Consider the following 17,787-nt stretch of genomic DNA (forward strand, 5'->3'; position numbering starts at 1 on the left):
CATGCTTGAAGCGCTCTCCATTTCCCTGAACAAGGCTGCCGTGTTCGGCTTCGTCCTGTACATCCTCGGCGCGGCCGTGCTGTTCGCGCTGTTTCAGTTCATCTACATCCATGTCACGCCGCACAAAGAGTTCGAGCTGATCCGCTCGGGCAACGTGGCCGCGGCGATCGCCCTGAGCGGTGCCCTGGTTGGTTTCGCCATTCCTGCGAGTAACGTGATCGCCTACTCGATCAGCCTGCTGGATTTCGTTGTCTGGGCGGTGATCGCCGCAGCCGTCCAGTTGCTGGCCTTCCTGGTGACCAGCCTGGTGCTCAAGGGCGCTTCCGCGCGTATCAAGAATGGTGAGATCGCCGCCGGTATTTACATCGCCGCCGTGGCCATCAGCGTCGGCATGCTGAACGCCGCGTGCATGACGCCTTCCACGAACTGATTGCGCCACGGAGATCCCGATGAAACGAAGCAAGTACGTCCAGCTTTCGCTGGCTGCGTCGGTCGCCCTGGCGATATCCGGTTGCGGGCCAACGGAAAAAACCTACAAGTTGCAAAAGAAGTACAACTTCCAGTCCGTCCAGCAATGTGTCGATGAAAAGCTGCCAGTGGACATTTGCGCCGACGCCTACATGACCGCCATGGCCGAGCATCGTCGCATCGCGCCGACGTACGCCAGCCAGGCCGATTGCGATGCCGACTTCGTCCCCGATTGGTGCCAGCAGGACTCGTCCGGCCAGTTCATTCCCAAGCTGGGCGGTTTCGAGCTGAGCGCCGATGGCGAAGTCACCCAATCCCAGGTCGACGCCGCCAGGGCCCAATTGCCCGCTTCGGAAGCGAACGTCGGTGGTTCAGGCTTCGGCAACCTGCTGACGGGCATGCTGATCGGCAACATGTTGAGCAGCAACCGCAACAGCTATTACTCCGAGCCGGTCTACCGTTACCGCGATGATCGCGGCAGCTTCGGGTCCTCGACCCTCAGCCAGCGTGTCTCCAGGGGCTCGACTTTTACCAAGTCCAACCAGGCGCGGTACGGCAGCTACACCGACACCATCAAGACCAGCAAGCCGATGTCCGTTGCTTCCTCCACGTCTCGCGGTGGTTTCGGCAGCAGTTCCAGCGCCCGCAGCGGTTGGGGCGGATCGAGCAGCTCCGGCGGTTGAGGAACCAGCACCATGAAGAAGATCCAGTGCGCAGAACGTCCTGACTGGAAGCAGACGGCCGAGCAGCTCGGCTTTCTGTTCCACACCATCGACGACGAGCCCTATTGGGACGAAAGCGCGTACTACCAGTTCAGCCTCAAGCAGATCGAGGATGACCTGGAAGACCCGACGACCGAGATCCATGAGATGTGCATGGACCTTGTGGCCCGCGTGGTCCAGAGCGAAGAATTGCTGGAGCGCCTGAGCATTCCCGCGCCGTTCTTCGACCTGGTTCGCACTTCATGGCTTGAAGGCCACCCGCACCTGTACGGGCGTATGGATTTCTCCTACAACGGCAGCGGCCCCGCCAAGCTGCTGGAGCTCAACTACGACACGCCGACCAGCCTCTACGAGGCGGCGGCGTTCCAGTGGGGCTGGCTGGAGCAATGCATCGAGCGCGGCGTGCTGCCGGCCCATGCCGACCAGTTCAACAGCATCGATACCAAGCTGCACCAGGCCTTTGCCCAGTTGCAGCTCAAGGAACCGTTTTATTTCGCCTCGATGAAAGGTTCGGTGGAAGACAAGGGCACCACGGACTACTTGCGCCTGATTGCGGAAAAAGTCGGCATCGAATCGCGGCACATCGATATCGAAGACATTGGCCTCAACAGTGACGGGCGTTTCGTCGACCTGGAGGAGCGCTGGATTCCACACCTGTTCAAGCTGCACGCCTGGGAGTTCATCTTCCACGAGCCGTTTGGCGCTGCGATTGCCCAATGCGATACGCAGTTTTTCGAGCCGGCCTGGAAGTCGATCATCTCCAACAAGGGCATTCTGCCGCTGCTGTGGGAATTCAACAAAGGCCACCCGAACCTGCTCGCGGCCCACCTGGATACCGACACGAGCAAAGCCGTGCCCAAGGGCTGGGTGCGCAAGCCGTTCTTTTCCCGGGAAGGCGCCAATATCGAGTTGCAGACTGCTGACGGCTTGATCGTCAAGGAAGATGGCCCTTATACCGACGCACCGTTCATCCTCCAGGAATTCGCGCCATTGCCACGCTTTGGCGACAGCTACACCCTGATCGGCTCTTGGGTCATCGGCGACCAGGCGGCCGGCATCGGCGTGCGCGAAGACGACAGCCTGATCACCAAGGATTCCAGCCGGTTCCTGCCGCATCTGATTCTCGACTGATTACCTGCACACAGCTTTGGGCCAAGCGTTGCACCCCTATGGGAGCGAGCTGCCACAGGGGTGTGCGGTATGTCAGTTATCTCAAGTCCACCAGTACCGAACCAGATGAAAGAAGATTGGTGCGGCGAAGCACACCGAATCCAAGCGGTCGAGCATGCCGCCGTGGCCTTCGATCATGTGCCCCCAATCCTTGACGCCTCGGTCGCGCTTGATCGCCGACATGACGATGCCGCCGGCAAACCCCAGCAGGTTGATCAGCAAGGCAATGAGGAACGACTGCCATGGGTTGAACGGGGTGATCCACCACAACGCGCCGCCAATCAGCGAGGCCAGGAAAATGCCACCGACAAACCCCTCGACGGTTTTCGACGGTGACAGGTTCGGTGCGATCTTGTGCTTGCCGAACAACTTGCCGCACACGTACTGCAACACATCCGACAGTTGCACCACGATTACCAGATAGGCGATCAAGAGCAGGTTGCGCCCTTCGAAACCGGCAATGTCCAAGGTCAGCAACGCCGGTACAAAGGAGATGCAGAACACCGCGATCATCAAGCCCCACTGGACTTTGGAGGCGCGTTCCAGGAAGTGCGTGCTGTCGCCGCCAAGGGACGCGAGGATCGGCAGCAGCAGGAACACGTACACCGGAATGAAGATCGAAAACAGCCCGTACCAGTCGTAATAGATCAGCAAGTATTGCAGCGGCAGCGCCAGGTAGAACGCCGCCACCAAGGCTGGGTAATCGCTGCGCCGGGTGGGCGTCAGCGTGAGAAATTCCCGCAGCGCGTAGAACGACACGGCGTAGAACAACAGGATCACCGCCGCGTTGCCCAGCCAGAACGCGATGCCGATCACCAGCACCATGATCCACCAGGCATTGATCCGCGCATTGAGGTTCTCGATGACCGAGTTCGGTGCGCCTTTGGTCCGCAGCTTGAGTATGAAACCGACCAGCGAAGCCAGCAGCAGAATCGCGCCGATCCCGCTAAACAACATCAGGGTATATCGATCCATGTCAGACGTGCTCCGGGGCCAGCGCCAGCAGTGCGGCGCGGCTGCGTTCAAGGAATTGCTCTTTGCTTTCGCCTTCTTCGATGCACAGCGGCGCGCCGAAACTGGTGGTGCACAGCAGCGGTAAGGGCAATACGCGGCCCTTGGGCATGACGCGGTTGAGGTTGGCGATCCACACCGGGATCACCTCGACCCCGGGGTGGCTTTTCATCAGGTGGTAGATCCCGCTCTTGAACGGCAGCAGGCCTTCATCCGGGTTACGCGTGCCCTCGGGGAAGATGATCAGCGAGTCGCCGTTCTCCAGCGCATCGAGCATTGGCTGCAATGGGCTGTAGGAAGGGTCCTTGCGCTCGCGATCCACCAGCACGCCGTTGAACACCCGGTTGATGATGTAGCGGCGCATCGGGCTGGTTTGCCAATAGTCGGCGCCAGCGACGGGCCGAGTCAGTTTGCGCAGCGCCGGCGGTAGCGAGGCCCAGAGCAGCACGAAGTCGCCGTGGCTGCTGTGGTTGGCGAAATAGATCCGCTGCACCGGCGTGGGCGCGCAGCCGAGCCACAGGCTGCGAGCACCGGTGACCATCCGCGCGGCGGAGGTGATGAGGTTGGCGACCACGGGTTCGAACATGAGGATTCCTTGTCCTGAAAGCTTTGGTTTTATGCGACTTCTATAGCTGACAAACCATCGCCACAAAAGCCATTCACCTGCTGTTTTTAAACACCCAGACCCGAGTAAACCAGCCAGGGGCTCGCCAATACGAAGCTCACCGTCAACAGCGCTTGCGTCGCCACCAGCCAGGCTTGGCGGCGAAGCAGGCGCATGGAACCGTGGCTGCGCTCGGGCCATGACCGCCCGCCACGCTCGACCGGTTGCAGGCCGAGGTTAGCGAGGGCGGCATCCAGCGCCTGGGTACGTTCGGCCAGCGGCTTGTCGGCATCCGCGACGATCTGAAACAGATCGGCGTCAAAGGCCACGCGAAACGCCAGATATTTTTCCTGCAGGCCGAGGACGAACACGCCGAAGCTCAGCAACAGCAGCCACGGATCGACGCTACCGACCAGCCATTGGCCCAGGCCGATCAGCGCCGCGAGCAAGGTCAGGCCGGTGGAGAGCTGGTCCAGCGAATGACCGCGGCGCAGCAGGCTCGCCACGGTATGCAGTTCCATGTCACTGCTCATGACCATGCCCCGAATCCCTTGGATAGTTGCTCCAACGCCTGGCGATGGGCTGGGTGCAACACGATACCCGGCCGGGCTTGGCGAATCTGGGCGATGGCCGCGTCGACACTGTCGGCGCGACCGCTGTCCAGCAACCACGCCGCCGCGGCGGTGGCACTGCGCGAATAACCCAGGGCGCAGCAGACCAGGACCGGCCCGTGCTGACGCAGTTGCTCAATCATCTGCGCCGCGTTCAGGCACTGCTCGGCGGTCGGTGCCGTCAGGTCGAGCACCGGCAAGCTGCGATAGGCGATTGCGGTGCTGTCCATCGACAACTCGGCGCAGAGGTCGAGCACGCCAGTAAACGGGCTGCTTTTAAGCGACGCCGACGTAGGAATCCGCCCGAGCCAGACGTCATCCGCCACCTGATCCGGCTGCGGATGTTTGCGCGTCCACACGCGGGAATTGATCCACGCCGCGGCCAGATAGGGCGCCAGCAACCAGCGCACCGCCGGGCTCAGCCGGCCATCTTCACGCTTCTGGAAGCCACTGGCGCCAAACGCCAGGTAATTCAACGCCACCATGAGCACCGCGACCGCCGGCCAGATCAGCCAGAGCCACGCGCCGCCGAAGGCGAACGCCAACGTGAAGAACACTGCGGCGCCCACGCCATAACGCAAGGCCAGTCGCAGGCGCGCCGGGTCGCGCGTCAGGCGTGCACTTCGCAGTGGACTCGGTCGGTCCAACGGCCACAGCCAGACGCACAACCAACCGGCCAACGCACCGGTGGGGACATCGACAAAATGGTGTTGGTAAGTGGTCAGTACCGACACGCCAATCAAGGCGAACCAGCCGTGCATCAACCAGCGCCAGAAGCCTTGCAGGTGACGTTGGTAGCAGACCCAGAGCACCACCAGCAGCGCGATGTGCAGGGACGGCGCCTGGTTGAACGGCTTGTCGAAGCCGGCCAGCACGTCGAACATCCAGCCGAACACCCCGTCCATTTCCGGTCGGGGAAAGGTGAACGTCAGCGGCCAGAGCAGGAAGCAACTGACGGCAATCACCTGAGCCGTGAGCAGGCGCAGGGCGTGGCGCTTGAGTTCGTCGCGGCTGTTGGGCAGCAGCAGGGACAGGCCGTACAACAAGTCGATCGACCAGTACGGCACGATGGTCCAGGCCAGGAACGGCATGTGGCTTTCCCAAGCGAACACCAGCGTGCCGACATCGTCACGCTGGGACGTTACCCAGGTGGCGAAGCCGTAGGTGCTGAAGAACAGCGGTGCCAGCAACAGCAGCCAGAGCACCGCCGGTTTCAGCAGCGCGGGTTCGCGGACCGGAGCAATGACCGCGCTCATTACTGGACTCGCTGAGCCAGCGAAACGCTGAAGATGCCCCACTCATCGACCCGCAGGGTGATCTTGCGGAAACCCGCCGCCTCAACCAGTTGGTCCATTTCCGCTTGAGTGCGCCGACGCATCACCCAGGCCTGGCCAGCGCGGTGGCTGGTCAGGGCGCGCGCGATCAATTCCAGCTGCGGGTGCCACGGCTGGCCGGTGTAGACCAGGAAACCACCTGGCTCGACCGCTTCGGCCAGGCCGGCCAGAGAGCCCGCGACCATCTGGTTATCGGCGAACAACTCATACAGGCCCGACACCACGGCGAGGGTCGGCTTGGGTTCCAGGGCGGCGAGATCCTGACGGTCGAAGGCATCGCCTTTGACGAATCGAGCGATATCGCCCAAACCTTTTTCAACGATCAGCGCACTGCCGTCGCGCACGTTGATGTCGCTGTAGTCGCGCAGCAGGATCGACTCCGGCAACGGACTGACGCCTTGCAGCGCCTCGAGAATGTAACGGCCGTGTCCGGCGGCGATGTCGACGATGCGCACTTCGCGGTCCTGCTCGCGCAATTTGCCCATCGCCAGGCGCAGCAATTCTTCGACGTGCAACTTGCGTTGGCGAATGCCACGCCAGCCGATGGAGTTCAGGTAGTTCTGGTCGATCATCTTGCCCAGCGCAGACGTGCCGGTGGGCCGGTTGCGATAGACGTAATCCAGGGTACTGCCGGAGTCGAATCCGGTGTCGAAGCCCAGCTTTACCCCGGCGGACAACTTGCTGCCAAAACGCATGCTGGCGCGGGTCATGCGCCAGTAAAGATCGCGCAACGAGTTGTGGGGCAACGGCGTGGCCAGGGTTTCGGCTTCGGCGCAGGTCACGCCCAGGCGATCGGCGTCCAGCAGGGAAGGGCGCTCCAGCGGTCGGGCAAAATTTTGCAGGATGAAGCGTCGGGCACTGGCAATCGCCGGTGCGCGATTTTTCTCGCCGAGGGTGTCGTGGAAGAAACCCGGCAGGATGTGTTTTTCCTTTTGCAGGCTGCCCAGCCGCTCGAAGAACTGCTCCTGGGGTTTGCGATGCACCACAAAGTCGGAACCGGAGATCAACAGCTGCGTCGGCACCTGGATTGCCTGCGCGTCGGCGACAACCCGATCGGCGGCTTCGTACAGGCCCAGTAGCACATTCACCGAAATGGCCTTGGTGATCAGCGGATCGCTGTCGTAGGACGCCACCCGCTCCGGGTCATGACTGAGGAACTTCGCCTTGACGTAGCTGTTGACGAAAAAGCTGCCACGGAGCTTGCGCATCAATGCCAGGCCCGGACGGGCAAACGGCACGTAGAGCTTGACCTTGAAGGCCGGCGACGCCAGCACCAGCGAGCGAATGCGCGGTGCGTAATCGTGGACCCAGGTGGATGCGATCACTGCACCGACGCTTTGCGCCACCACGGCGATGTTCTGTTCGTCGATCTGGTGCGTTGCGCCGATGTGGTCACAAAAGGTCTGCACATCCCGCGCGCTGGTGGCAAAACTCGGGCTGTCGCCGCGTTCGCCAGGCGACTGGCCGTGGCCGCGTGCGTCCCAGGCGAAAAACTCGAACCCGGGCAGATCCAGCTCATCCACCAGATGCGCGATGCGCCCGGAGTGTTCATGGCCGCGGTGAAACAACAACACAGCCTGACGGGGTTCACCCGTCGCGGCCTCGACAGCCGGCCAGTGCCGGTAGAACAACTCCACGCCATCGTGGGTGGTGAACGTCAGTTCCTGGGCTTCGCGCATTGCAACTTCCTTATGCTGAGGGAGCGTTTTCCGACACCTGGCTCAGGCCATGACGGACCCGATTGACCAAGGTATAAACCAGCAGGGCGGCAACCACCGCCATCACACCATCAACCCACAGCGCCCCGAGCCAACCCAAGGCAATACCGGTCGCGAGCACGCCGAACACAAAGGCGCGATCACTCTTGCCCATCGGCCCGTCATAACGCCGCGAAGCCCCGACCATCGCCCCCAGCACGCCGGCGTATTCGCTGAACAACGCCAACAGCGTGACCAACAACACGAGCAACAGGCTGGTATCGGCAAACAAGGCAAAAGGCAGGATCAAGGCAGCGTCGGCGATGATATCGCATAGCTCATTGAGGTACGCGCCCAGATTCGATTGCTGGCCAAACTCCCGCGCCAGCATGCCATCCACCGCGTTCAAGGCCATGCGCAAGAACATCCAGACCGGCACGAGGATAAAAACCCACGGATGACTGGCGAACCACGCAATCACCGCCCCCACCAACACCGACACAGCACCCGCCAGAAGCGTGACCTGGTTGGCGGTGACACCCTTGTTGTAAAGACGTTGGACGGTGGGGCGAAGCAAATTCTGGAAGGCGGGTTTGAGTTGATAAATGGAAGGCATTTGAAATGGGATCTCGGCCGGATTCGGGGCAGGGCTTGTGCAGATGCGAGATTACGATAGGTTGAGGCGTTGCAGGTGGGTATTTACTGGGAATGCGCGCGGGTAGGCATCTGCGCGGGTGTTTGCGCTGGAAAACCGACTACAAAAGGACTGCTGAAATGCTGCGAGTGGATTGGCTCATCAACCACATGGATAAATGCAACCTGATGGCCGAGTGGCTTTATCGAGAGTTCAACTATGAATTTGCGCAGCAGTCGCTCGCCAGTTGGCAGGAAGAGTTTGCAGCGGGGCAACGCGATGGCCGCTGGAAATGCCTGATCGCCCTGGAACACGACCAGTTGTTGGGCGGCGCCTCGCTGGCGGGAGACGATCTACCTGAGCGCCCCGACCTCGGCCCTTGGCTTGCTTGCGTCTTCACCAGCCCGAATGCCCGCCGCAGGGGGCTCGCGGCGCAGTTGATCGACGGCATCTGTAGCCATGCGAAAGAGGCAGGCTATGCCACCTTGTTCCTGCACACCCACAGCCAACGGGACTATTACGCCAGGCAGGGCTGGGAAGTGCTGGAGCGCTTCGAGGCTTGGGGCAAAGAGCAATGGCTCATGGGACGGTGTTTATGATTTTTATAAGCGCTAGCCCCCAGCACGCAGCGGCCCGCCGACCGGGACGTACTCGACCGGGGCATCCCCGGACAACGTTTCGATGGGGTCTTCGGTGTAGCCGAAGCCTTCCTCCTTCAGATTGATCGAATGCACGCTGTGCTCACGGGCGGTGTGGTCGGTGAGTTTGGTGAACAGGCGGTGATCGGCGGGTTGGGTGAAGCGATCGCCGGGGTGGAGTTGGGCGAAGGTCAGGGTGGGGTGGTTCATGACGGGGCGCTCCGAGTGATACGTGGTCTCTCTGGGATTGAGGGGCGCGTTGGGATTGGGTTCCGTTTTTGCACAGCACAACGCGATAACCGGCCCGAGACACGGCCCCGGCCTTTAGGCGATCCCTTGTGGGAGCGAGCTTGCTCGCGATGGCGGTGTATGAGCTGGAGTCAATTCAACTGATCTAGCGCTATTACCGGTTGCAAGCTTCCGAGTGGCTTGGAGGGAGGGCTAGGCAAATTTTTTATAAATGTACGGGATATAGCTGTAGGCTTTTGAAGCTCAAACGTATAAAGCTGGGTGGAGTTGAAGGGCAGCCAACCAAGTCAATCATAGCTTTTGTTCCATTTATATCAATTATTGCTATTTCGTCCTCGGCAATTGAGATCAGTCGAGCATTAAGGTTGATTACCTCTTTTTTCATTGATAAAAAATAAGATTCATTAGTGTCTTCGGCATTCTCGCCATACACGAACTTGTCATTAATCTCTAGTTCGACTTCCCATTCCTCTCCTGCTTCTGGTGTCCCGTCTTTCCAAATAGCCGCTCCAGTACCGATAGCTGTCGAAAAGGTGACATGCACTTGGCTGCCGGTTATTATTACCGAATTTATTTTTACTTTCATTTTTTTATCTTACCCTGAGGAACTCGAACTACGGTATTGTCAACATTCATTGCCGTTCCTTTCAAATTGTATTTCCATGTCTCTTCATGGTAGTGATGCTTATTCGGCTTGCTGTTCATCTCATGGGCGCCGTAACGAATGCTTCTAACTCCATCTTTAGAAACTATCCTGTCAGCGTCTGGCTTTCCAGTTCTGGGGTGAGTGTTGGTGTAAGGGCCGGCCCCCAAAAAACGCTCCCATTCGTTAGTGGCATCCTGCGGTTTAATTGGCTTGTTTGCGTATATTTCGTTGTGATAACCCATCTCGGGAATATCAGAGGAGGTTTGGGGTAGCGCTGCGTCTCCTTCGTCGAGCTTTATTTGGTCGGTAGGATTCCGTCCATTGTGTGCCGGCTTACACCCAGCACTCCCTGGACAATCCACCAACCCCAACGGATCCACCCACCCCGTCGGGTTCAGGGTGTACCGGTACCCATTGAGCCCACCCGCCAGCTTGCTCGGGTCAGGCGTGAGATACCGCCCCGTGTCCGGATTGTAGTAGCGATGCCGGTTGTAATGCAGGCCGCTTTCCAGATCGTGGTACTGGCCTTGGAAACGCAGCGGTTGGGTCAGTTGCTTGCCGGCGCCGTGGGCCAGTTTGGTGAGTTTGCCGTAGCCGGTGTAGCGCGCCGCCCAGACGATTTCGCCCTGGTGGCTGGTCAGTTCCTGCGGTGTGCCGAGGTGGTCGTTGTGGTAGTAGAACGGCGTGGCGTTTTTTGGGCCTTGGCCTTCGAGCAGGGCGAGGGGGCGGAAGGTGCCGGGCTCGTAGACGTAGCTTTGGTAATGATGGTCGCTGCTTTCGGCGATGAGCTGGTCGCCTTGCCAGATGAATTCGGTGGTCTGGCCGTCCACGGTCTTTTCGATGCGTCGGCCGAAGGCGTCGTAGCGGTAGGACGCTTCGTTACCGTCCGGGGTGGTGAGGCCGATCAGGCGGTGCTGGCTGTCGTAGCGGTATTCGGTGACCAGGCACTGGGCTTTGCCGCGGCGCTCGCGGACCAGGTTGCCGTAGGCGTCGTAGTCGTAGTGGCGGTCGCCCTCCATCAGCAGGCGGTTGCCCTTGAGCGTGGTCGGGCCGGGGCGGTCGTGCAGCAGCAGGTTGCCGGCCGGGTCGTGGGAAAAGTGCTCCGGGGGCTGGCTGTGTGCGTAGTCGATGCGCAGCAGGCGATCTTGCGGGTCGTAGTGGTAGGCGCGTCGGTTTCGGGTGTCGGACAGCGTGGCGAGGTTGCCGTTGGCGCTGTAGGAATAGTCGCGCCAGAACAGTTGTTTCTGCTGGGTCTGCCACACGGTCTGGGCCTTGAGGCGGCCCTGTTCGTCGTAGCTATAGTCGCTGAGCAGCAGGCCTTGCTGGCGCTGGCGCTCGCGGGTGCCGGTGAAGCGGTGTTCGGTCAGGCACTGGCCGTTGAGGTCGATGGCCAGCAGCGCGCCGCCGTAAAGATGGCGGTAATTGAGGGTGCTGCGGTCGGGCAGGCGGCAGTAGGTCAGCCGGCCGGCCTCGTCGTAGCGATAGTGCAGGGTGGCCCAGCCCTGGTGTTCGGCGACGAGGCGGTCCTGGTTGTCGTATTCGTAGGCCAGCGGCCAGTGGCCGTCGTCGACGCTGACCAGCCGGCCGAGGGCGTCGTAGCGGTACTCGACCGGTTTGCCGTCGGGCAAGGTCTTGCGCAACAGGCGGCCAGCGCTGTCGCGCTGATAAGCGGTGAGCCGCTGGCTGCCATCGGCACCGAACTCGGTCTTTTCCAGCAGGTGGCCGTTGAGGTCGTAGGCGTAGCCGGTGCGCTGGCCGTCGAAGCCGGTTTCCTGTCGGATCAATCCGTTGGGCGTGTAGGCCAACTGATATTTTTCGCCGGCCTCGTTCTCGATTTCGGTGAGCAACAACCGCGCCGAGTCGTAGCGATACTTCAGTTCGCTGCCATCGGGATTGAGCCGCCGGCTGATCAGGTGCAGGTCGTCGGCGTATTCGTAGCGGGTGATGCGCCCCAGTTCGTCGCGTTCGGCGGTGACCTTGCCGTAGGCGTTGTAGCTCCAGGCGCGGGTGGCGCCGGTGGGCAGGGTGGTTTCCAGCAAGCGGCCGACGGCATCCCACTGGTAGTGGGTAATCGCGCCATGTTCGTCCTTGCGGGTCAGCAGCCGCCCCAACGTGTCGTAGGAAAAACTCCGCTGGCTGTCGTCGGGCAGGGTTTCTTCAGTCAGCTGGCCTTGGCTATTGCGGACAAAATGATGGGTGCCGCCGTCCGGGTAGCGGATCGAGAGCAGTTGCCCCTGGGCGTCATAGGCGTATCGGGTGCTGTGACGATCCGGGTCGATGGCCTCGACCACATCGCCCTGGGCATTACGCCGGTAGGTCCACACGGCTTTGCCGCGCTGTCGGGCGTGCAGGAAACCGTTGCGGTATTCGTAGGACGTCGGCTCGCCTTCAGGCGGAATCAGCGCCACCAGCCGTCCGGCTTCGTCGTAGCGGTATTCGGTGACCGCGCCCAGCGGATCCTGCTCGGCGGTCAGCCGACCCTGCTCGTCATAGGCCTTGAGCTGTTCGCCACCAGCGGGATCGACCTGGCGCACCAGCCGCGCCCGGTCGTCGTGGACGTACACTTCCTGGCTGCCATCCTGATGCCGGACCGTGACGCTGCCGTCTTCGCCCCAGGCGTAGCGGCTGTCTATCTGCGCGAACGACGCCCAGTGCCGCACGCAGCGCGCCGCCGGGCCGAGGCCTTGCCATTCCCAGTAGAAACTCGCGCCGCCGGCCAGTTGCCGCTGGAGGATGACGTGCTGGTCGTCGTAGTCGTAGCGCTCGCTTTCGCCAGCGGCATTGGTCGCCTCGATGAGTCGGAAACGGCCGTCGTAGCGGTAGGTCACCAGCGTCTGTTCGGTGCGCCAGGCATCGTCCGGATGCTGTTTCGGGTCAAAACTCTGATAGTCGATGGCGACCAGGTGGCGATGCTCGTAGCGCAACCGCAGCCCGCGCCGGGCGCCGTTGTCCAGGCGGCTGATGTCGCCGTAGATGTTGCGCTGGACGGTCAGGCGGTTGTCGTACCGATCGCTCAGCGCTGTCAGATGCCCGTCGCGAAAGTGCAGGAAAGGGGCGTCTTCGCCGGGCTGGGCGATGATCAGTTCGTCCGGCTCGCAGCTCAGGTAGATCGCCGCGCGGGCCAGGCTGTTGTGGATCGCCGGGCGTTGCAGGTTGGGGCGAGGGAAGGTGGTGCGGCGGTTTTCCTGATCGATCCAGGTCACCTGTTCGCCCTCGATCACCAGGCGATGGGCCAGGCCATGGCTCCAGCCACGGCCGAGGCCGACGTCCAGCTCGGCGGCGCTGGTGCGGTAGAGGCGGGTGAAGACGAAGGGCAAGCGCCCGTCGAGGGTGCCGTCCTCTAGGGTCAGCAGTTCCTCGCCGGTGACCATCGACACCGGGCAGCCGTCGGTGCGGGTCTGGGCGGCGCTGTCGGCGGGGTCGCCGTTGGGGTTTTTCGATGGGGTCGGGGCGTCGTCGTGGGGTTCGTACTTGCTCAGTCGTGAAGCAGGCTGGGATTTTTCCCGCACGATCGGGACCGGACGTCTGACCGACAGCGGCACCGACCCCGTGGTGATCTGCAACGGCGTGACGGGCGCCGGCCCCACCGACGGCCCTCGGCCACCGATCACCAGCGGTTTCAGTACATCGGCGTGTTTGTCGAGGCTGCCGCCGCCGAGTTGGCCCAATCGCTGGCTGGATGCCTGCAACCACTCGCGGGCGCGTTCCGAGCGGACATGGCGCAACACTTTGCCGGTCAGGCGCAGACCCAGACCCAGGCCGCCGGTAAAACGCGCCAACAAAAAGTTGATCAGAATGGCGGCGCGTATTTCGCCCATGACTTCAGCCATGTACTGCGGCGGCAACATCCGCAGCCAACTGGTGAAGGCCGCCGTGTAGACCAAGAGCAACGGCTCGTCGCTCAAGATCATCAAGGCTTTCGCTATCGCCTCTGCCGGGGCTTTCAGCAGCTGCTCAAGCTCGACCTCGGTGAGGTACTCCAGCAATTTTTCGCTGTTGGCCCGCAGGTCCGCCAACAGATCGAAGACCTGCTTGATATCGTCCCATAGCCCATGCAGCGCGTGTTCAAAACCGCGCAACTGAGCCTGCTGCAATACGTCGACACGCTTTAGAAAAGCGCTTTCGGAAAACGCCTTCCACAGCGGTTGAAACTCGTTCCACTCGGCTTTCAGCCAACCTTCGAGCTCGACGATCAGCTGCTGGTAGGACGCGTACAGCGCCTTGACGTGAACGGTCGTCAGATCAGGAAAAAAGGTAATGCGGTACCGCCGGCCGCGGTCGCATTCAGGTATTTCCAAGATGCCGCTGGGGCCGATGTCGTGACGCACCGCCTCGCCAAACCTTTCCCTCCCCGGCTCGCCCCCCAGGATGGGCTCCAGCATCACCGGCGTGTTGCCGATCGGCACGAAACGCGAGGCCTGGAACATATGCACCAGCGTCAACGGGCCCTGTGCCGGACACCGCGCCACCAGAGAACTGACCTGCTTGCCGCCGGTTCTTGCAGGCGCCAGCGCGACCTCGTCGCCCACCTTGAACGCCTGCTTGATGTCCAGCGACCGGCCGGCCCAGAAATCTTCCGCCCAGGTGTCGTAGTCGCTCAGGCACTGGCGGAAATCCTTCAGCACCCGTTCGACATCGGGTTGGTCCGAGTCCATGGCCGCCATTACCAGCGAGCCAATGACGTTGCCCTGGGCAAGGATTTTCTCGTAGAAGGGCATGCAGGCATCTCGCGGCGCAGGGTAGACGCGAGACTTTGCCGGGGGCGGCAAAGGAAATAAGTCAGGAAAAGAAGCAGGGCGTGTAGGGCGTTTCTTTAATTGCCACTACGTTGTCGGGGGCAAGCCGAAGCGCTGAAATGGAGGCGACTCAGCCTAGGGTGTTTATCCGGCTCGTGGGATCTGGAAAGGGGCTGACGCTGTCTTGCGCCGTTGCCTACAACTACGCCAGAATCGGCCGGCTTGTGCGGCTTGGGGTTGGTCGGTAGCTTGGGTCCTGTCACTGCTCATCAGTGATCGGGTTTCGCAGCCCGGACTCTATAGACGCACAATGTCACCTTCGAAAGCAGATAGCCCATGTCTGTACTTTCGTCAGAGGTGGCTGTGCGTGGGAGACCCTCGGGTCTGCCGGTCCCTAGAGTCCCGGTCTGCGAACCCGCGTACAGCTGCCACCCATAATTCGTTTCGCAGCGAACGGTGGCAGCTCCAACCGACTCTAGGAGCTTTTCCATGGCCAAAATTACACCGAACCCCCCAGCTATAGATGGACATGAGCCTCGCGCTCAGTCTGCTCGCAACAAAAAAGTCGATGATGCTACCAACCGGGCTTTCGATTCCGATCTCAAGCCTACCCCTGAAAACGAAACGTCTAACAAGCCCGACGCCTTGTTTACCGTCGCGCCTGATGTGGACATGGAGTGCCTGCTCGCGAACCTGAGCGAAAGCCTGGCTTCTGCCAATGCGATGATCAATGATCTGGCATTCGATCTGGAAGGCTCGCGACGGCATGTCGCGTTGGGGATCTTGCAGTTGATTGAGCTAAGTGAGTTGTTGGCGAACCGGGCTTTGGATATTGTTGAGATGAGGTAGGGCGGGGGGTTGGCTGCCCGCCAGGCGTAAAAAAGGTCTTGCTTGGCAAGGCCTTTTTACATCCGAATACCACGAAACGACGAGCGCTCAGAGCGTGAAACAACCTGTTGAGCTGAATGACCTGCCGTTGACGGTTGAGGCCTGGAGGGGTTGAGGGATTGAAGGGAGCAACTTCATTACGAATCGTCTTCCATGGACTTGCCGCTTGCCAGCTCTCGCTCGATCTGTTCAATGCTAGGCAGGCTGGTTTGTAGTTCCGCGGGCAGAGACTCCACCAATTGGTATTCAGCTACACCGATGGGACGTGCGCTATCACGCAGCGCATATTCAGCCACTACCTTATTCTTGCTTTTGCACAGCAGAAGACCAATGGTCGGGCCGTCCTGAGGGTGTTTGAGCTGGGCATCCACTGCGGTGAGGTAAAAACTTAGCTGCCCCAGATGTTCGGGTTTGAACTTGCCTGCCTTGAGTTCGATCACCACGTAGCAGCGTAGCTTGAGGTGATAGAACAACAGGTCGATGAAGAACTCGTCGCCGCCTACATCCAGCAACACCTGTTGACCGACGAAGGCAAAGCCTGCGCCTAGTTCCAGCAGGAAATCGGTGACATGTTTGACCCCAGTTGTGCTTGATGGCTTCGGCGGCATACCAGCAGCGCGTTTCAGGGTTTGGCAGTTTGTCCAGCAGCGCCAATTGGTGGTACCAAGGCAATTGTGCAAGCACCCCTTGCACAAACACTGCGTCAGGCCACGCCTCAGCAAAGGCACGCATGTACTTGAGGTTACGTGGGGAGAAGCCTTTCATATCGGGAAAGGCTGTACGCAAGTCTCGAGACAACCGGTCGATTACCTTGGCTCCCCAACCCTGTTGTGTTTGCCGGATCAAAATATCCTGACCGATCTGCCAATAGAGCAAAACCAGTTCGCGATTCACTGCCAATGAGGCGCGCTGCTGCGCATTGTGAATACGGCTCTTGAGGTCAGCCAGCCAGTCGCCATAACCTTCCGGGGGCATGCTTAGGCTAACAGGGTGTTCGCTCATGCTTTTCTCTCATGGTTCAGGGGGCGACAGGCAGAAATCATAAGCGTCATGCAGATGAAGACGTTCGTTGTCCAGTCAGTGGCGGGCTATAAGGTCTAATCATTTTGTTGGCAGTGACGATCGAAGACTAAGCTGCGCATTTATGAGGCGCAAGCGGGTTGCGTCCTTTCGGAAATTTCACTCAGTAAAAAATGAAAATGCTTACTTTGGGTCTTTATTACTCATCGACAGAGAAAGTGTCAGCATCGCGAACACTGTGTATGAATTTCCACCAGACATTAAAAAGCCGGCTTATGGCCGGCTTCTCGTTGACTGATTCAGTTCGTTTTTGACAAACCTTACCAGCCTTCAAAACGTACATCCGGCTCTTGCGGCCGGCTGTGGGACTTGGTCAGAAAGTGATCTGCCTTGTCAGTGCGAGGCGTGGGCTCGCAAATGTGGGGCGCAGGATACGCGGGTTTGCTTCGGAATCCCAGTGGTAAGTGGTGTGGAATCATTGGGTTAGCGGAATGCAGGTAAAAAGCAGGGGCTGCTGCGCAGCCCAGCGGGAGCAAGCTCCTTCGCCACGGGGGAGCTGTGTTGGTAGGAGCCGCATGAATCAATCGAACACCTGCGGTCGTTTTTTCGAGAGGGTGGACCACCAGAAGACCCAGCCGATCACGCGGATGTGCTGGGCTTCGATCTGTTCGGCGCTGAAGACTTCGTCGGGGTAGGCGGCGCTGTTCTGGCTGCGCAGGCGCAGTCGGTTGCCGGGGATGCGGTGCAGGTATTTGATGCGGAGCATGCCGTCGTGTTCGAGGGCGTAGATCTGGCCGTCGACGACTTGGGTCAGGCCGCGGTCGATGGCGACTGTGGAACCGTCTTCGATGCGTTCGGCCATGCTGTCGCCGACCATGGTGATGCAAATGACGTCGTTGGGGTTGATGTCGAGGGATTCGAGGTGGCTGCGGGGCAGACGGATGGACTGGTCGGGGTCTTCGATGATGTGCGTTGTGGTTTCGCCGGGGGCGATGGGCGCTTCCTTGTGGAAGGGCAGTTCGATGTCGAGGGTTTCCGGCACGCTGTAGACGCCCTGGGTTTCCGCGGCGTCGTAGGTGATGCCCGGGCCGAGCCCCAACGGGGTTTGCGGGCCTTCACCGCTGGCGAGCCATTCAGGGCTGACGGTCAGCATGCGGGCAATGTTGTGGATGCGCCCCGGCGGGATGCCGCGGTTGAACCAGTTGTTTACGTGCTGCGACTTCACGCCGTAAAGCCTGGCGAAGTCGACAGATCGGATGTTGGCTTCTTTGAGAAGGGCTCTGAAGCGATCGCCGCTGGATATGATTTTCATAAACGGAAAGTTTAGGACCGACTGTGTTTTCAGCAATAAACATGTCG

15 protein-coding genes and 1 pseudogene are annotated in these 17,787 nt (G+C 60.5%); 5 read left to right on the plus strand and 11 right to left on the minus strand.

Going from position 1 to position 17,787, the window contains the following annotated elements; translation table 11 throughout:
* Position 1: 1 nt before the first annotated feature.
* Genes J3P84_RS03720 through J3P84_RS03730 form a run of 3 tightly spaced genes read left to right on the plus strand, consistent with a single transcriptional unit; the run spans position 2 to position 2,321 of the window.
* Positions 2–430, plus strand: coding sequence for a DUF350 domain-containing protein (locus J3P84_RS03720; RefSeq protein ID WP_434571556.1), 429 nt, complete (start codon positions 2–4; stop codon positions 428–430).
* Between the two features lie 19 nt (positions 431–449).
* Positions 450–1,151, plus strand: a complete 702-nt coding sequence (locus tag J3P84_RS03725) for a DUF1190 domain-containing protein (RefSeq protein WP_434571557.1) — start codon at positions 450–452, stop codon at positions 1,149–1,151.
* 12 nt (positions 1,152–1,163) lie between these two features.
* Positions 1,164–2,321: a glutathionylspermidine synthase family protein gene (locus J3P84_RS03730; RefSeq protein ID WP_434627892.1), complete on the plus strand. Its 1,158-nt coding sequence runs from the start codon at positions 1,164–1,166 to the stop codon at positions 2,319–2,321.
* Between the two features lie 81 nt (positions 2,322–2,402).
* On the opposite strand, the gene J3P84_RS03735 is transcribed toward J3P84_RS03730, so the two are convergent.
* The 6 genes from J3P84_RS03735 to J3P84_RS03760 form a co-directional block, all read right to left on the minus strand.
* Positions 2,403–3,335, minus strand: coding sequence for a phosphatidate cytidylyltransferase (locus J3P84_RS03735; RefSeq protein WP_434627895.1), 933 nt, complete (start codon positions 3,333–3,335; stop codon positions 2,403–2,405).
* Between the two features lies 1 nt (position 3,336).
* Positions 3,337–3,957 (minus strand): lysophospholipid acyltransferase family protein, encoded by a 621-nt coding sequence (locus J3P84_RS03740; RefSeq protein ID WP_305498533.1) that lies wholly within the window; start codon positions 3,955–3,957, stop codon positions 3,337–3,339.
* A gap of 86 nt (positions 3,958–4,043) precedes the next feature.
* The gene (locus tag J3P84_RS03745) at positions 4,044–4,508 is read right to left on the minus strand and encodes a hypothetical protein (protein WP_434631150.1); all 465 of its coding nucleotides are present in this window, start codon (positions 4,506–4,508) and stop codon (positions 4,044–4,046) included.
* On the minus strand, positions 4,505–5,842 hold the full coding sequence (locus J3P84_RS03750; RefSeq protein ID WP_434627899.1) for a phosphatase PAP2/dual specificity phosphatase family protein: 1,338 nt from the start codon (positions 5,840–5,842) through the stop codon (positions 4,505–4,507). Before J3P84_RS03750 ends, J3P84_RS03745 begins: the two co-directional genes overlap by 4 nt.
* Positions 5,842–7,599 (minus strand): bifunctional alpha/beta hydrolase/class I SAM-dependent methyltransferase, encoded by a 1,758-nt coding sequence (locus J3P84_RS03755; RefSeq protein ID WP_434627901.1) that lies wholly within the window; start codon positions 7,597–7,599, stop codon positions 5,842–5,844. The genes J3P84_RS03750 and J3P84_RS03755 overlap by 1 nt, the downstream gene beginning before the upstream one ends.
* A gap of 10 nt (positions 7,600–7,609) precedes the next feature.
* Positions 7,610–8,233: a CDP-alcohol phosphatidyltransferase family protein gene (locus J3P84_RS03760; RefSeq protein ID WP_434571567.1), complete on the minus strand. Its 624-nt coding sequence runs from the start codon at positions 8,231–8,233 to the stop codon at positions 7,610–7,612.
* Between the two features lie 158 nt (positions 8,234–8,391).
* Between J3P84_RS03760 and J3P84_RS03765 the strand changes: the two genes are divergently transcribed.
* Positions 8,392–8,850, plus strand: coding sequence for a GNAT family N-acetyltransferase (locus J3P84_RS03765; protein WP_434627904.1), 459 nt, complete (start codon positions 8,392–8,394; stop codon positions 8,848–8,850).
* 12 nt (positions 8,851–8,862) lie between these two features.
* On the opposite strand, the gene J3P84_RS03770 is transcribed toward J3P84_RS03765, so the two are convergent.
* The 3 genes from J3P84_RS03770 to J3P84_RS03780 form a co-directional block, all read right to left on the minus strand.
* The gene (locus J3P84_RS03770) at positions 8,863–9,099 is read right to left on the minus strand and encodes a hypothetical protein (RefSeq protein ID WP_434571568.1); all 237 of its coding nucleotides are present in this window, start codon (positions 9,097–9,099) and stop codon (positions 8,863–8,865) included.
* Positions 9,100–9,343: 244 nt separating this feature from the next.
* Positions 9,344–9,724, minus strand: coding sequence for a hypothetical protein (locus tag J3P84_RS03775; protein WP_434627907.1), 381 nt, complete (start codon positions 9,722–9,724; stop codon positions 9,344–9,346).
* On the minus strand, positions 9,721–14,502 hold the full coding sequence (locus tag J3P84_RS03780) for an RHS repeat-associated core domain-containing protein (protein ID WP_434627910.1): 4,782 nt from the start codon (positions 14,500–14,502) through the stop codon (positions 9,721–9,723). The genes J3P84_RS03775 and J3P84_RS03780 overlap by 4 nt, the downstream gene beginning before the upstream one ends.
* Positions 14,503–15,009: 507 nt before the next feature.
* On the opposite strand from J3P84_RS03780, the gene J3P84_RS03785 reads away from it, so the two are divergent.
* Positions 15,010–15,369, plus strand: coding sequence for a DUF6124 family protein (locus J3P84_RS03785; protein ID WP_434627913.1), 360 nt, complete (start codon positions 15,010–15,012; stop codon positions 15,367–15,369).
* 176 nt (positions 15,370–15,545) lie between these two features.
* Here J3P84_RS03785 and J3P84_RS03790 read toward each other — a convergent pair.
* Both J3P84_RS03790 and J3P84_RS03795 read right to left on the minus strand, forming a co-directional pair.
* Positions 15,546–16,410: pseudogene (locus tag J3P84_RS03790) on the minus strand (PDDEXK nuclease domain-containing protein).
* Positions 16,411–17,008: 598 nt separating this feature from the next.
* Positions 17,009–17,740: a LexA family transcriptional regulator gene (locus J3P84_RS03795; RefSeq protein ID WP_434601930.1), complete on the minus strand. Its 732-nt coding sequence runs from the start codon at positions 17,738–17,740 to the stop codon at positions 17,009–17,011.
* Positions 17,741–17,787 lie beyond the last annotated feature (47 nt).

The organism is Pseudomonas sp. Z1-29, assembly GCF_051131995.1.
Lineage (GTDB): Bacteria > Pseudomonadota > Gammaproteobacteria > Pseudomonadales > Pseudomonadaceae > Aquipseudomonas.